The sequence below is a fragment of the Virgibacillus alimentarius genome (genome assembly GCF_000709085.1).
In the GTDB taxonomy this organism is placed as follows: Bacteria; Bacillota; Bacilli; order Bacillales; family Amphibacillaceae; genus Virgibacillus_B; species Virgibacillus_B alimentarius.
In genome coordinates, this window is record NZ_JFBD01000090.1 from 1 (window position 1) to 15,170 (window position 15,170).

General features: G+C 35.4%; 16 protein-coding genes. 4 read left to right on the forward strand and 12 right to left on the reverse strand.

Annotated elements, in window-relative coordinates:
• The 7 genes from GZ63_RS17535 to GZ63_RS0113415 all read right to left on the reverse strand — a co-directional run.
• On the reverse strand, positions 1 to 106 hold a 106-nt coding region (locus tag GZ63_RS17535), incomplete at its 3' end, for an MnhB domain-containing protein (RefSeq protein ID WP_318842388.1).
• Positions 107 to 168: 62 nt separating this feature from the next.
• Positions 169 to 870 carry a cytochrome c biogenesis CcdA family protein gene (locus tag GZ63_RS0113390; RefSeq protein WP_029270379.1) on the reverse strand — a complete coding sequence of 234 codons (702 nt, stop codon included), beginning with the start codon at positions 868 to 870 and terminating at the stop codon, positions 169 to 171.
• 257 nt (positions 871 to 1,127) lie between these two features.
• Positions 1,128 to 1,349, reverse strand: coding sequence for a YneF family protein (locus tag GZ63_RS0113395; protein WP_029270380.1), 222 nt, complete (start codon positions 1,347 to 1,349; stop codon positions 1,128 to 1,130).
• 45 nt (positions 1,350 to 1,394) lie between these two features.
• Positions 1,395 to 1,880 (reverse strand): sporulation inhibitor of replication protein SirA, encoded by a 486-nt coding sequence (gene sirA / locus GZ63_RS18855; protein ID WP_404814852.1) that lies wholly within the window; start codon positions 1,878 to 1,880, stop codon positions 1,395 to 1,397.
• Positions 1,881 to 2,073: 193 nt separating this feature from the next.
• The gene (gene tkt, locus GZ63_RS0113405; protein ID WP_029270383.1) at positions 2,074 to 4,077 is read right to left on the reverse strand and encodes a transketolase; all 2,004 of its coding nucleotides are present in this window, start codon (positions 4,075 to 4,077) and stop codon (positions 2,074 to 2,076) included.
• Between the two features lie 112 nt (positions 4,078 to 4,189).
• The gene (locus GZ63_RS0113410; RefSeq protein ID WP_029270385.1) at positions 4,190 to 4,414 is read right to left on the reverse strand and encodes a DUF896 domain-containing protein; all 225 of its coding nucleotides are present in this window, start codon (positions 4,412 to 4,414) and stop codon (positions 4,190 to 4,192) included.
• 119 nt (positions 4,415 to 4,533) lie between these two features.
• Positions 4,534 to 5,172, reverse strand: coding sequence for a YneB family resolvase-like protein (locus GZ63_RS0113415; protein ID WP_029270386.1), 639 nt, complete (start codon positions 5,170 to 5,172; stop codon positions 4,534 to 4,536).
• Between the two features lie 279 nt (positions 5,173 to 5,451).
• Here GZ63_RS0113415 and lexA point away from each other — a divergent pair, with 279 nt between their 5' ends.
• The gene (gene lexA / locus GZ63_RS0113420; RefSeq protein WP_029270387.1) at positions 5,452 to 6,075 is read left to right on the forward strand and encodes a transcriptional repressor LexA; all 624 of its coding nucleotides are present in this window, start codon (positions 5,452 to 5,454) and stop codon (positions 6,073 to 6,075) included.
• A 264-nt stretch (positions 6,076 to 6,339) separates the two neighbouring features.
• Positions 6,340 to 8,004: a glycerol-3-phosphate dehydrogenase/oxidase gene (locus GZ63_RS0113425; protein WP_029270388.1), complete on the forward strand. Its 1,665-nt coding sequence runs from the start codon at positions 6,340 to 6,342 to the stop codon at positions 8,002 to 8,004.
• 148 nt (positions 8,005 to 8,152) lie between these two features.
• Here the strand turns inward: GZ63_RS0113425 and GZ63_RS0113430 are convergent, their stop codons facing one another.
• The 4 genes from GZ63_RS0113430 to GZ63_RS0113445 all read right to left on the reverse strand — a co-directional run bounded on the left by GZ63_RS0113430 (position 8,153) and on the right by GZ63_RS0113445 (position 12,365).
• The gene (locus tag GZ63_RS0113430; RefSeq protein ID WP_029270389.1) at positions 8,153 to 8,698 is read right to left on the reverse strand and encodes a glycerol-3-phosphate responsive antiterminator; all 546 of its coding nucleotides are present in this window, start codon (positions 8,696 to 8,698) and stop codon (positions 8,153 to 8,155) included.
• 112 nt (positions 8,699 to 8,810) lie between these two features.
• Entirely contained in the window at positions 8,811 to 10,304 is a 1,494-nt protein-coding gene (gene glpK / locus GZ63_RS0113435) for a glycerol kinase GlpK (RefSeq protein WP_029270390.1), read from the reverse strand.
• Positions 10,305 to 10,317: 13 nt separating this feature from the next.
• Positions 10,318 to 11,160, reverse strand: coding sequence for an MIP/aquaporin family protein (locus GZ63_RS0113440; protein ID WP_029270392.1), 843 nt, complete (start codon positions 11,158 to 11,160; stop codon positions 10,318 to 10,320).
• A 263-nt stretch (positions 11,161 to 11,423) separates the two neighbouring features.
• The gene (locus tag GZ63_RS0113445; RefSeq protein WP_051681501.1) at positions 11,424 to 12,365 is read right to left on the reverse strand and encodes a DUF3231 family protein; all 942 of its coding nucleotides are present in this window, start codon (positions 12,363 to 12,365) and stop codon (positions 11,424 to 11,426) included.
• A 305-nt stretch (positions 12,366 to 12,670) separates the two neighbouring features.
• On the opposite strand from GZ63_RS0113445, the gene GZ63_RS18860 reads away from it, so the two are divergent.
• A complete protein-coding gene (locus tag GZ63_RS18860; RefSeq protein ID WP_390337565.1) occupies positions 12,671 to 12,853 on the forward strand; it encodes a hypothetical protein in 183 nt (60 codons plus the stop codon).
• 77 nt (positions 12,854 to 12,930) lie between these two features.
• Positions 12,931 to 13,203: a hypothetical protein gene (locus GZ63_RS0113450; protein ID WP_198020942.1), complete on the forward strand. Its 273-nt coding sequence runs from the start codon at positions 12,931 to 12,933 to the stop codon at positions 13,201 to 13,203.
• A gap of 605 nt (positions 13,204 to 13,808) precedes the next feature.
• On the opposite strand, the gene glnA is transcribed toward GZ63_RS0113450, so the two are convergent.
• Positions 13,809 to 15,146: a type I glutamate--ammonia ligase gene (glnA, locus tag GZ63_RS0113460; protein WP_029270398.1), complete on the reverse strand. Its 1,338-nt coding sequence runs from the start codon at positions 15,144 to 15,146 to the stop codon at positions 13,809 to 13,811.
• Positions 15,147 to 15,170: the final 24 nt, after the last annotated feature.

Consider the following 15,170-nt stretch of genomic DNA (forward strand, 5'->3'; position numbering starts at 1 on the left):
CTGGTAAGTTGTGTCCGGCCAACAATAAATAAACAGCGAACCCTAATAGAATAAAAGCAATCAAAGATGTAGTTGTACGTAAGATAAGATTATTTGGTTTGTACATTTATAAATATCCCTTCATACGATTGTAAATAATATAATAATATAAAATTTGAAGAAAATCCATCAAAAGCCAGAGAATCCAAACCAACCTGCTAAAAATGATGTTAATTTCGTCATCCAGTCAAAAAACAAAGCAATTCCCATAAATATCATAATGTAACCGCCAATTTTCACAAGCTTTTGACTGTGGCGTTTAATCCAATCTAGTTTACCTATAAAGAATGATAACACTAAAAATGGTACAGAGAAACCTAATATATAACTAATCATCATCACCATACCTATTTCAGGATTGGTAGCGGCTAATGAAAATACAACCATAAGTATCGGGCCTGTACATGGTGTCCAGCCCAAAGAAAAAGCCATACCAATAAGAAATGATCCTATAAATCCTGTAGGACGGTTTTTAAAAGTGATTTTCTTATCTTGCATTAAAAACTGAAAATTAAGTATACCAACAATAACCAGCCCAAAGAATACGATAACAATTGCACCTATTTGCCTAATTAAATCTTTATAAGTTGTAAGAAATTCTGCGACAAAGGAGGTGGAAAATCCAATCATAATAAACACACTGGAAAAACCGAGTAAGAACAAGATTGTATGTATAACACTTTTACTGTTAAACTGTTTATTATCTTTGATTTCACTTACACTCATTCCGGTGATATAAGACAAAAAGGCCGGAAAAAGTGGTAAGACACAAGGAGATATAAATGATAAAAATCCTGCGCCAAAAGCAATAAATATATTGATCTCAGACACAATACCCCTCCTATTTAAAATGATTTTTATCTATTTTAGCAAAAAAATGATATAATAGGGATAATAAATATGACAATTAACTGAAACATGCTAAAAGAAATTATCGATGGTATGTATATGGTTCTAAAGAAATACCCCTTACTGAATATATCATAATTCGTAAGGGGTGTAGTGCAATGTTCACATGATTTTACATTCAAGTCCCTATCAGTAAAGCCTTCTGACGGAAAAAACACTTTATGTTAATAATCACATTTTTATTTACTCTGCTGATTATTCATTGCACGCATCATTTGATTGATTTTCTTTTGTGATGGCTTTTGGCCCATTTGCATCATTAAAGTACGTAACATTTGCTCATTAATTGGTGGATTTTTCTTAAGATAGTTCATCATATATTTTCTAGCGATGAAAAATCCAAGAGCAACGCCAGCAATTAATGCCACAATAGCAATTAATACGACCCAAATCGTGCTCATTTCAAGCTTTCCCCCTTCGTGTTGTCTCTCATACAGTATAGTAAATCAAAGAAAAGAATACAATACCTGTTCTTTTTTGTGTTCCCTATTCATTGTAATGGGGGAGATCCATCCGAAGTTATCCATATTAGTGTCGATAATAAAAATGAAAGGGTGGAATGATCGCAAGGCCGGGAATAGAAATTTTTCCGCATCATGTAATGTTTCACAACAAAAGTCTAATTGTTTCTCGTGTATCTGTAGACTTAAAGAATAATTGTTATTAAGAATGTTAAGTTGATTCCCACTGGTATTTATCTTTAGATTTTGATCTTTTAAGTGAGAAGTCAAAGTAGATTTTGAGAACTTTTTTGTAATATAGTGATATTGCATGATTAAATCTTTCCTCGATTTATTTTGTTGATAGTTCTTTATAAACCGATATAAAATCTCACTTTTATGAAAATAATGATAAGCAACCGGCTTTTTTATCCAAAACCCAGTATACGTATTCAACAAAACCCCTCCTCTACTATCACTAAAAATAGCCAAGAATAAAACACAAGAGATCTATTTTCCCTATAGAATCTATTAAACGTATATCTACTACTTATTATACGCAATTCTCTTTAAAAGAATGTCAGATTGCGGTAGTTTTTCACACTAGTTTTGTCGAACCGTTATCACATCTACGAATAAAATGTAAAAAAAGACGACTCCATGATAGAGCCGTCTTTCCATATGATTATTTTACTAATGATTCTACATGTTTTACAACATTTTCTACTGTGAATCCATATTCTTCAATTACTTTTTCACCTTTGGCAGACGCACCAAACTTATCGATACCAAGTACTTTACCGCTATCTCCAACATATCGTTCCCAACCGAATGAAGAAGCCATTTCAATAGCCACACGTTTTTTTACGTTGCGTGGTATAACCTGATCTTTGTATGAATCGTCTTGAGCGTTAAAACGATCCCATGAAGGAATACTCACCACATTCACGTCAATTCCTTTTTCTTTCAAGGCTTTCTGGGATGCAACAGCTAATTGTACCTCCGAACCGGTAGCTAATAAGAGTGCATCTGGTGTTTCCTTATCCCCTTTACTGATAACATAACCACCTTTTTTCACACCTTCATAGGCCAATTCTTTCGTTCCTTCCAAAGTAGGGAGACCTTGTCTTGTTAGAACAAGTGCTGTCGGCTGATCTTTTGATTCTAAAGCCAAACGCCATGCTGCTTGCGTTTCATTGCCGTCTGCCGGGCGAATAAGAGACAAACCAGGCATTGCACGCAATGAAGCCAAATGTTCAACTGGTTCATGTGTTGGTCCATCTTCACCCACAGCAATGGAATCATGTGTAAATACATAGGTAACTGGCGTATGCATAATCGATGATAGTCGGATTGCCGGACGTAAGTAATCGCTAAACACAAAGAATGTACCCGCATAAACTTTTAAGCCACCGTGTAAGGCCATTCCATTTAAAGCAGCACCCATTGCGTGTTCTCTCACACCAAACCAAACATTTCTTCCCGCATAATTTTTGCGGCTAAAGTCTTCTTCGTTTTTAATTGTTGTTTTGTTAGAGCCTGCTAAATCGGCACTGCCACCGAAAAAGTTAGGTACAGCTTTAGCAATTGCATTAAGAACTTCACCTGAAGAGGCTCTAGTTGCAAGTTTGTCTTTGCCAGCCTCATATCCTGGTAAATCTTTATCCCAATTTACTGGTAATTCACCATTCATTGCACGTTCAAATTCACTTGCAATCTTAGGGTACTTTTCTTTGTATTGAGCAAGTAATTGATTCCATTTCGATTCTGCCTCCTCTCCTTGATCTGCGATTTTTTCCTTGAAATCAGCATATACTTCTTCCGGAATGTGAAAATCTTCATGTGTCCAATTATAAAATTCCTTTGTTAATTTGACTTCATCCACGCCGAGTGGCGCCCCGTGAGAATCTGCTTTAGCTGATTTATTTGGAGAACCATAACCGATAACAGTTTTAACTTCTATAAGAGTTGGTTGATCTATATTTGCCTTCGCCTCTTTTATTGCATTTCTTAATTCATTTACATCATTACCATCTTCTACACGAAGTACTTGCCAGCCATAGGCTTTAAAACGTTCTTCGGTGTTATCTGAGAATGAACGATTTAAATCCCCATCTAAAGATATATCATTCGAATCATATAGTGCGATCAGTTTACCTAATCCCAAATGACCGGCAAGAGATGCAGCTTCATGAGAAATTCCCTCCATTAAGTCGCCATCACTAACAAGTGCATACGTATAGTGATCAACAATGGAAAAATCGTCTTTATTAAATTTAGCTGCAAGATGAGCTTCAGCCATTGCCATTCCGACAGACATTGCAATCCCTTGCCCTAACGGACCAGTTGTTGCTTCAACACCGTCTGTATAATGTACTTCAGGATGACCGGGTGTTCTTGAATTCCACTGACGAAATGCTTTTATATCATCCAAACGAACATCGTATCCAGATAAGTGAAGTAAAGCATATAAGAGCATTGAACCATGTCCAGCTGAAAGCACAAAGCGATCTCGATTGAACCATTTTGAATTTTTAGGGTTATGGTTCATAAAATCTGTCCATAACGTGTACGCCATTGGAGCAGCACCCATAGGAAGTCCTGGATGACCTGAATTAGCATTTTCAATTGCATCAATAGCTAATGTTCGAACTGTATTAATTGATAAGTTTTCAATATTTTTTGTCATAGTATTCCCCTTCCGATTATTGAACGTTTACTCTTATGTTATTCTATATTGAAACATCACTTGTAACAAGTAAAATCACGATGTCCGATAGATGAACAATACGATTGATTTTTTATTTTCGTTTTTGCATCTTTTTCACTTTTTTCGGTGTAACATCGTTCCCTTTAGGATCTAATACCGTCATTGTTTTAAACTGATTCTTAAAGGATTTGCGTACATTTTGTAAATACTCTTGTCTTAGTTGTTTCTGTTCTTTTTTTTCCTTGTTGGTCAATTCTGATTCTTTTGCCTTTTTAGCCAATTGATTAATACGTGCTAATTTCTCCTTTGTAATCATACTAAAACTCCAATCTAAAAATTCTCTATTTATCTAAAAGGATTATAAGTTTTTATCAAAAACAGACAAGAACAACCTAAGTTCTTGTCTGTTTATGTTACCCTTATTATACACTGTTTTCAAGCCTTTTGATATTCTTTATATCGTCTATGTACCGTTGCCTTTGACACGGAATAACCCAATCCATTTAAGATAGTGGTAATTTCTTCAAAAGTTAATTCTTTTTGCCGTAATCGTATCACTTCCTCTATTGGAAATGATACTCTCTCCCTACCTGGTGCATGGTTACGATTTTTAAAATTTTTACTAGGATTATATCCTTCATTTATTGCTTTTTTCATCCCTCTTTTGATTTTTGCATTGTGAATCTTGCGTTGGTATTCCTCCACAATGCTAACAATGTCCAACACCATTGAGTCAGATTCCGATAACTCCAATTGCCCATCATGGATGATAGTATAGATAGACACATTTAATTTCTGCAACTGACGAAATAAAGCAATTTTAGTATTTCCTCGTCCCAATCTAGTTTCATCCTGTATTAATAGACAATCAGCTTGCTTCGTTGAAAAATAATCAAGCATTTGAAAAATACCATCTCGATTTATTTCATATCCGCTTTCTTGTTCTTCAATACAATCAACAATAATAAACCCATGTCTCTCAGCAAGCTTCATAAGTTCTTGTTTCTGCCTCTCCAGTGAAGTTTCCTGAGATTTTTTATCCGTACTAACCCTACAATATATGATAGCTCTCAAAATGAAAAACTCCCTAATTTAAACGGACAGATTATGCATTTATCATGGAAAAGTATAAGAATACTAACATAAATCCAAATGCAACTAAATAAAATATATCTGTTTTTGTAATTTTTTCAAACATTTTAACACCAGCCCTTTCACCAAGAACCTTTGTTCTATTTTTAGCTTACTACGAACACTTGATCTTGTCAATGGTTTTTCGAACGAATGTTTGCTAATTGTTATCTGAGATGATAAACTATAATTAATAAATCCTATGCAAGAGGTGTCTACTAGATGACAAAACTTTCTAAAAGGCAACAAATGATCTTCGATTTTATTAAGGATGAAGTAAATAAAAAGGGTTATCCGCCATCAGTCCGTGAAATAGCAGAAGCCGTGGGGCTTGCATCCAGTTCTACTGTTCATGGCCATTTAGCACGTATCGAAAAAAAGGGCTATATCAGAAGAGATCCAACCAAACCAAGAGCAATCGAAATTTTAGAAAAATCAGCTGATAGTGATATCCCAAGAGAGGCTGCACGTTATGCTCCAGTCATAGGAAAAGTAACAGCTGGTCTTCCAATAACTGCGGTTGAAAATATTGAAGAATTCATTCCACTACCGAACTCAAGTGCCGGACCGGACGATAATTTATTTGTACTTGTCATTGAAGGGGAAAGTATGATTGAAGCAGGAATTTTAGATGGAGATATGGTAATTATCAAGCAGCAAAACACAGCACATAATGGTGAAATTGTAGTAGCAATGACGGAGGAGGATGAAGCTACTGTAAAAAGATTTTTCAAGGAAAAAGACCATATTCGCTTGCAGCCTGAAAATGCTACGATGGAACCATTAATCTATCAGGATGTAACGATTTTAGGCAAAGTAGTGGGATTGTACAGAAACATTTACTAAATCAGAGGAAAAAAGCTCGTATTTCTATTTAGAAAATAAACTTCTAAAGTTCTTATCTCTTGCCTAGAATAACTAGGTATGCTATATTATAGATAAGTTAATATTTTGGACAGAGAGATGGAGAAACCACAAACACTTGCGTCAAAAGGACACAAGTATGTTTTGTGGTTTTTTTAAATGTCAAATTTCAGTGGAAGATGCATAACACATTATAAACAGGGATAGATCATGCAATAGGCAGATAAAAGATTGGAGAGATGAATGATGTCAACCTTTTCAAGTCATCATCGCAATGACATATTTAAAAAAATGCAGCAAAAAAAACTGGATGTTCTCGTTATTGGCGGAGGAATCACAGGAGCTGGAATTGCCTTGGATGCCACAACACGTGGATTAGAAACAGCAGTAGTAGAAATGCAAGATTTTGCAGCCGGTACTTCCAGTCGATCAACAAAATTAGTACATGGTGGACTACGATATTTGGAACAGTTTGAAATCAAACTGGTCGCAGAAGTGGGAAAAGAACGAGCAATTGTTTATGAAAACGGCCCCCATGTGACTACACCTGAATGGATGATGCTTCCATTTCATAAAGGAAGTACTCTAGGTCCATTTACCGCAAACATTGGATTACGTGTATATGATTTCCTTGCAAACGTAAAAAAAGAAGAACGACGTAAAATGTTAAATCCTAAAGAAGCCTTACAAAAAGAGCCACTTATTAAAAAAGAAAATTTAAAAGGGGCGGGATATTATGTAGAATATAAAACAGACGATGCCCGATTAACGATTGAAGTAATGAAAAAAGCAGTGGAAAGAGGCGTCCATGCTATAAATTATTCAAAAGTGATAGATTTTCTTTATGATTCATCCAGAAAAGTTTGTGGTGCAAAGGTCAAAGATGAAATTAGCGGAGAAACACATGATATTTTTGCCAAAAAGATCATTAGCGCCAGCGGTCCTTGGGTTGACGAATTACGAGAAATCGATGGTTCCAAACAAGGAAAGTCTTTACATTTGACAAAAGGTATTCACCTCGTATTTTCTAAAAATGTATTTCCACTACAACAAGCCGTTTACTTTGATTCACCAGATGGCCGGATGATTTTTGCTATACCACGTGGTAATAAAACCTATGTTGGTACTACCGATACAGACTATAATGGTGATATAGCACACCCTGTTACAACAGAAGAAGATCGTGATTATATCTTGAATGCAATTCATTATATGTTTCCGTCCATGAATATAACTGCTAGTGATGTTGAATCAAGTTGGGCAGGACTAAGACCGCTCATCGCTGATAGCGACAGCAAAAAGCCCGGAGAAATTTCACGTAAAGATGAAATTTTCATTTCTGAATCCGGATTGATCTCAATGGCAGGCGGAAAATTGACCGGTTATCGGAAAATGGCTGAAGAAGCTGTCGATGAAGTAGTAAAACAATTGAAAGAAGAAGAAAATATTCTTTATTCAAAATCAGAAACCAGAAATTTACCGATTTCCGGTGGAGAAGTTGGCGGTTCAACAGGATTTGAGCGATTCAAGCAACAAAAAACAGAAGAAGGATTAGCCCTTGATATACCTGAAGATACACTTAATAACCTGATCGCAGTATACGGATCAAACATTGATACAATCTTTAAAATTTACCAAGCAAACAAAGAAAAAGCAACAAAAGAGCACTTGGATCCGTTTGTTTTAACCAAACTTATTTATAGCATGGAGTACGAACTTGTCTATAAGCCAATTGATTTTTTCATCCGCCGTACAGGTGCATTATTTTTTGATATTGATTGGGTAAACCAACACCAAAAAGCTGTAATTAACTATATGAGCAAATCGTTACATTGGTCTAAAGCTCAAGAAGTCAATTATACGAAAGAATTACAAAAGGCGATAGATGAGGCTACTATATTAGAAAAATAATAGATCGGATGCCTTTATAAAGAAACTTGGGCATGATTCTTTATAAGATCATTCACTCGCATTCCTAATGAAGAATCATGCCCATAAAGGCTTATACATCAAGTAAAAACAGCCCCTCTATATATAGAAATGGCTGTTTTCTTTTTATTTAAATTTGCCATAAATCAACATGGGAGGTAGAAACTCCAACTGCCCCAGCATCTAAAGCTAGTTCAACCTCTTTTTTGGTTGTCACTAATCCACCTACAATAATTGGTATATCTGTTTTAGCCTGAATTTGTTTAAGCACATCAGTCATTAATCCTGGCATAACTTCTATAAAATCAGGCTGAACTCTTTTTATTTGTTTCAAATTTTGTTCCAATGCTAAGCTATCTAATAAAAATATTCGTTGAATTGCTAGTAATTTATTTTTTTTAGATAGTTCAATAATATTTCCTCTTGTCGATAAAATACCATCCGGCTTAATCTCATGAATTAAAAATTCCAAACCATACTCATCTGACTTTAATCCTTTTATCAAATCAAAATGAATTAATATCTTTTTATTCGCTTGTTTACAATATTTTACTAAGTGACGAAGTTGTGAAAGTCGAGTATCTAAAATGATGATCCAATCAGATTTCGTCTCCAATCCTTTTTCAAAGTGTTTCATCCTTCGAATTGCCGGTATTATTCCAGTAGGTATCTCCATCCCAATCCAGCTCCTTCATCTTGAAATAACTTCAATTCAATAATGCTTCTATTAAGTAAAAAGAGACGATATTACTAAAAAAGTAAGTCTCATCTCTTTTTATAATATAACATTATTTAAATACTCTTGTAGCTTCTACAGCTTTTTTCCAACCATCATATAATTTACTGCGTTTTTCGGTTGGACATTCGCTTGTAAATGTTTGCTCAATATTCCATTGCTCAGCTATTTCATCTTGATCTTTCCAATATCCAACAGCCAAACCAGCTAAATAAGCCGCTCCTAATGCTGTTGTTTCTTGTACCACAGGGCGTTCCACTGGAACATTAAGCATGTCACTTTGAAATTGCATTAAAAAATCATTTCTAACTGCACCACCGTCTACCCGCAATGTCTTTAAATCAATCTTTGAATCAGTAATCATTGCGTTTAGGACATCCTTTGTTTGATAAGCAAGTGATTCAAGTGTTGCACGTATTAAATGCTCTTTTTTCGTTCCTCGTGTTAATCCAAGTATAGACCCACGTGCATCACTATCCCAATAAGGAGTACCTAAACCAACAAATGCTGGCACAACATAGACCCCTTCTGTCGAATCAACGGTTGTTGCATATTTCTCACTCTCTGGAGCAGTATTAATAATTTTTAGTCCGTCCCTCAGCCATTGTACTGCCGATCCTGCTACAAAAATACTCCCTTCTAACGCATATTCTACTTTACCATTTAAACCCCATGCTAAGGTCGTAAGTAAACCATTATCAGATGATACACCCTTTTCTCCAGTATTCATTAACATAAAGCATCCGGTACCATATGTGTTTTTAGCCATTCCTTCTTCAAAACAAGCCTGACCAAATAAAGCGGCTTGTTGATCTCCAGCAATTCCTGCAATCGGAATTTCATAGCCAAAAAAGTGATAGTCAACGGTTGTTGCATACACTTCTGAAGATTGTCTTACTTCTGGCAGCATCGTTTTAGGTACATTTAAAATATCAAGCAGCGCATCATCCCATTCTAAATCGTAAATATTAAACATCAGTGTTCTTGAAGCGTTGGAATAGTCCGTAACGTGGGCTTTGCCTCCAGATAACTTATAAACAAGCCATGTATCAATGGTGCCAAATAAAAGTTCATTATTTTCGGCCTTTGCTCTTGCACCCTCCACATTATCCAAAATCCATTTCACTTTTGTACCTGAAAAATACGGATCAAGAAGAAGCCCCGTCTTTTTCCTGAATATGTCATTATATCCTTCTCCACGCAATTGCTTACAAATCTCTTCCGTTTGACGTGATTGCCAGACAATCGCCTTGTAAATTGGCTTTCCAGTATTTTTATCCCATACGACAGCAGTTTCACGCTGATTACTTATTCCAATACCTTCTATCTGGATAGGACTTATATCAGCAATTCTTAATACTTCCGATATACATGCTAGGACAGATGTCCATATTTCATTTGCATCATGTTCCACCCAACCTGGTTTTGGAAAAAATTGTTCAAATTCCCGTTGCCCGGTAGCTACAATTTGCCCTTTGTGATTAAAAAGAATTGCTCTTGAACTTGTTGTCCCTTGATCTATCGATAAAATATACTTCTCATCCATTTTCATGTCCTCCTTATGAAATCTTTTGACTCGTTCTTCCCTCTACCATTTTAGCATTTTTTAACTCTTTCACTGTTGCAACAATGATTAATAAACCAAGAAATATACTTAATACCCAAAAAAGACCTGAAATTTCTTGTTGAAAGGCTGCTTGATAAAATACCGCTCCATATGTTCCTCCAATAATTGGACCTATAACAGGGATCCAACTATAGCTCCAATCTGAGCCTCCTTTCCCCGGAATCGGCAACAATGCATGTGTGATTCTTGGCCCCAGATCACGTGCAGGATTAATAGCGTAACCGGTTGCTCCTCCAAGAGACATACCTATCACAACAATAAGCAATCCTACTACTAACGGATTTAAACCTTCAGAAAACGTATTTGCACCAATAAACAATAACCCAAGCAAGAGAACAAATGTACCAATTATTTCACTTAGCAAATTAGAAACGTAACTTCTTACCTTAACTGACTCACCTGGTGCAGTTGAAAAAATAGCAAGTTTAGCTCCTTTATCTTTTGTTTCATTCCAGTGAGGTAAATAATTTAAAAAGACAATCGCAGCACCAATCATAGCGCCAATCATTTGTGCAGTAATGTATGTTGGCACCTTGCTCCAAGGGAATTCTCCAATAACAGCAAATCCAAGTGTAACAGCAGGATTAATATGTGCCTCCGATGCTGTTCCGGATACATAAACTCCCATTACCACTCCGAGACCCCATCCAATGGTAATGACAATCCAACCTGCCCCCTCTGCTTTAGACCACTTTAACAAAACTCCGCCAACGACGCCAACTCCACAGATAATCAAGACCATTGTGCCTAAAAGTTCAGCCATAAACTCAGTCAAGTTCAACCACTCCTATCTTTTTAAGAAATTGTATATAAAAAAGTTAATATTCCGTATTTTACAAAATACAAAAGACCCACATTGGCTTGGCGATGTGTAAATTACTAATATATACACAACACTGCAATGTAGGTCTCTTATCTCAACACATTGTTTAAATATTAACTTACTTTTTATATTAACCGATCATGAAAGCGTTGTCAAGTAAAATTTATTTCTTATCCTGAGACCGGTTTATGACTTACTCTTTTGATCGAATTGACTTAATTTTTCTCTTTATTTTTAGCTAGTCGCATCACTTCAAATGATAGCCGTTCATAATTGACCATTAAATCACTTCGTTGACTCGCTGAAGCAGCGGTAGAATAATTACCAGTTCCTGAAGAAATGATTAAATTCATATGAAACATTATTAACTTATCGGAAAACGTTGGGGTTGTTGAATTACTGATTGTTACATTCGGTACTTGAGGAACATCAACGTTATCTTTCATAAGCGTATCTACAAAAATTTTCATATGTTTTTGTGAAATCTCTTTTCCACGGAGCATGTAATCTTGCACATCTTTGTTTGTAGAAGTTTGAGCAAAAGCCAAGCATAATTTTGCACCTACTGCATTTGTTAATATGTTCATATATAAATGTGAAATTTCTACCGCATTGACAGGCCGTTTATCACTAAATGGATTTAAACCACTTAAATATTTTTTGCTATCTACATAATCTGTATGCTTCGGAGTTTCAATAAATGGATGCCTAGCGCTAATTCCTTTATAAAGAGCAAGTTTAAGTGATTCATTATAGGTATTATTCGTTTCGGTTAACCCGATTGAAAAAAAGTCGCAAATATCTTCGCGGTTGCTCATGGAAATAAAACCACTATAAGCGATCATCCCTACTTTTGCCATATGATTGACATAAGTTAAACAAAATGTATCTGAAAAGAGCCACGAAGCATTCATGTTTACATCTTTTTCTGTAAATCCATTTGGAATAGCATACTGCTCATTTTCAAAAATAGACGCTAAATCCTCCATACTTTTACTTGCATTATTATACGTTTTTTGAATGATTGGTTTTATGTCCTGATCTTCAATATATTTAAGCATAAATTTTAAAATGTATTTCGACATACTGTTATTCATATATGCAGTCCATAGTGAAGCTATTTCTCCAGATGTTAAACGAACCTTCCGATCATGCATTATAAACCCTCCTATAAAAATATAAGGATAGACTTATTATTAATTAAAAAACAAATTTTATGTATATATTGTGAATGTACCTAACATGTATCAGGCAATCTTTTTCAATATATTTTTCGTAGCTTTTAACTTCAAAAAACCGTGAATTTAACACATTATGATGTACTATATTTCACGGTTCCTTTTATATTTGGGACAGCTTCCTTTAATTTTACAAAACAGACTTCATCATTTAAATTTCAAACTAAACAACCTCAATAATCCCATTTAATATCTGCTTTATCTCGTCTTTTTCGACTCGCAAAGTGAGCATTGCAACATATGAAATTTACAATTACACCGCTGTTCACTTTCAGACTAGCTATACTTTTTTAATTACCATCAAAGTAGCTATTGGAGTTATACTGATTGGTTGTTGTCCAGGGGATACGGTATCTAATGTCATGGCATTTTTAGCAAAGGAAAATACAGCTCTTTCTGTTCAGTAACTGCTGTCGTCAACTTTACTTGCGCCAATTTTAACACCTGCGTTAACCTTGTGCTGGTAAATGGCTTCCTGGTGTTAATGGAAGTCATCAATGGATATAAAACATACTGCTTAATGATAAACGGGCTGCCACTTAAAGTCACGAGTATTGTAATAAATACAACAGATCACTATATTTTGCCAGTTGAATGCATCAAAAAGCGGGTATCCGCTTATATCGATCATATTAAACAAATCAATCCTGTCATCAATGCAATGGTAGAAGACCGATTTACAAAAGCTTTAGATGAGGCTCTTGAAATGGACAGTCAAACAGAAAATACATGTAAAGGCACACTGTTTGCAATATAACTTGTTATTTCTCCTATCTTAATTTTATTAGCGATCGCTGCGGCATCCATATCTAGTTTGGACACCGGTGCAGAAGTAGCGCTAGCGCTCATTTGCTCAGCCTCTTTTGCAATGCTATTTTTTAGTTAATTTCACAAGTAAATTGAACGTTGTATTTTTCTCGCAATATATCCCTCCATTAATACATTCACTGGTATATGAGATGGAACGAAGAAAACCCTTGCCTGTAAAAAGAAAAGGGTTTTTCTTTGTAATTATTTACTTTTCAAAAAATTCAACATCTTTTTATCTTCATAAATATCATGGTAATTTCTATTATTAGAAACTATGTCGTTCTCTTCTGTATCGCCTAGCCTAATTTCATTGTAAAAACATTTTTTCGCATTTATAATCTCCTTCCTTGTGAAAATGACTTTTTTAATAAACATAGCCACTTGTTAAAATTGTATAGAACATTCAGAAACAACTTAAAATGTGTTAACGTAATTTAGAGAGACTTTCGTATTATGAAGCAGATAAAACATACAGAGCCCAATACTTTTGCTCATCTATACATTTATAAATTAATTCCTTTTCCACAGAATTATCCCATCAATATATCAATCTTAATAGCTTGTTAAATACTGCTCCCTCTCCCATGGGTGTACAGTAGTGCGGAACATATCCCACTCTATTTTTTTTGTGGCAAGAAAATTTTTGTAGAGATGATCACCTAAAGCACTCCGAATTACCTCATCTTTCTTTAATTCCTTTAAAGCGTCCATTAAGGTAGTCGGTAAATGTTTAACACCATTTGCTTCGCGCTCCGCTTCATTCATATCATAAATATTGCAATCCACAGATTCTGGCGGTGTTAGTTTATGATTAATTCCATCCAACCCAGCACCGAGTAGGACGGCTACAGCCATATAAGGATTCGCTGTCGGATCAACACTTCTTAATTCTACTCTAGTACTTATCCCTCTTGAGAAAGGGATACGAACAAGAGGACTGCGGTTATGTGCAGACCAAGCGATATAACTAGGTGCTTCATATCCTGGGACAAGTCGCTTATATGAATTTACAGTAGGATTTGTGACAGCTGTATAGTTTGCTGCATGTCTTATTAATCCTGCTGTAAATTGATAAGCTTTTTCACTGAGTTGCATATCTCCGTCTTGATCGAAAAAAATATTTTGGTCACTCTGAAATAAAGACATATTTACATGCATCCCTGATCCTTGTACTCCAAACAGAGGTTTAGGCATGAATGTAGCATGGAGCCCATGCTTTCTGGCAATTGTTTTTACTACAAGCTTGAATGTTTGTATATCGTCGCAATGCCTAATGGCATCTGAAAATTTAAAATCAATCTCATGCTGTCCGGGAGCGCCTTCATGATGTGAAGCTTCGATTTCAAATCCCATTTCTTCTAATTCAAGAACAATATCACGTCGGCAATTTTCTCCCATATCCGTTGGGGCTAAGTCAAAATAACCACCACGATCATTTAGTTCTAACGAAGGATCTCCTTTTTCATCAAGTTTAAATAAGAAAAACTCTGGTTCCGTACCTATGTTAAACGCAGTAAAACCTGCCTCCTCCATTTTTTTAAGATTTCGTTTTAAATTATAACGCGGGCACCCTTCAAAAGGAGTTCCGTCTGTATTATAAATATCACAAATAAACCGTGCTACTTTTCCCTTATCAGAAGTCCATGGGAATACAACAAATGAATCTAAATCCGGATGTAAATACATATCTGATTCTTCGATGCGCACAAAGCCTTCTATAGAGGACCCATCAAACATCATTTTATTCTCTAATGCTTTATCCAACTGTCCAAGAGGTATTTCAACATTTTTGATGGTGCCAAGCATATCCGTAAATTGCAAGCGTATAAATCGTACATTTTCTTCTTCGATTTGTTTCATAATATCTTCTTTTGTCAATCTCGAACCCATTATTTTCCTCCTAATAATCCAACT

Coding starts and splice junctions, on each gene's coding strand:
- GZ63_RS0113395 (WP_029270380.1), bottom strand. CDS start 1,349: ATGAGCACGATTTGGGTCGTATTAATTGCTATTGTGGCATTAATTGCT.
- tkt (WP_029270383.1), bottom strand. CDS start 4,077: ATGACAAAAAATATTGAAAACTTATCAATTAATACAGTTCGAACATTA.
- GZ63_RS0113410 (WP_029270385.1), bottom strand. CDS start 4,414: ATGATTACAAAGGAGAAATTAGCACGTATTAATCAATTGGCTAAAAAG.
- lexA (WP_029270387.1), top strand. CDS start 5,452: ATGACAAAACTTTCTAAAAGGCAACAAATGATCTTCGATTTTATTAAG.
- GZ63_RS0113425 (WP_029270388.1), top strand. CDS start 6,340: ATGTCAACCTTTTCAAGTCATCATCGCAATGACATATTTAAAAAAATG.
- GZ63_RS0113430 (WP_029270389.1), bottom strand. CDS start 8,698: ATGGAGATACCTACTGGAATAATACCGGCAATTCGAAGGATGAAACAC.
- glpK (WP_029270390.1), bottom strand. CDS start 10,304: ATGGATGAGAAGTATATTTTATCGATAGATCAAGGGACAACAAGTTCA.
- GZ63_RS0113445 (WP_051681501.1), bottom strand. CDS start 12,365: ATGCATGATCGGAAGGTTCGTTTAACATCTGGAGAAATAGCTTCACTA.
- GZ63_RS0113450 (WP_198020942.1), top strand. CDS start 12,931: ATGGAAGTCATCAATGGATATAAAACATACTGCTTAATGATAAACGGG.
- glnA (WP_029270398.1), bottom strand. CDS start 15,146: ATGGGTTCGAGATTGACAAAAGAAGATATTATGAAACAAATCGAAGAA.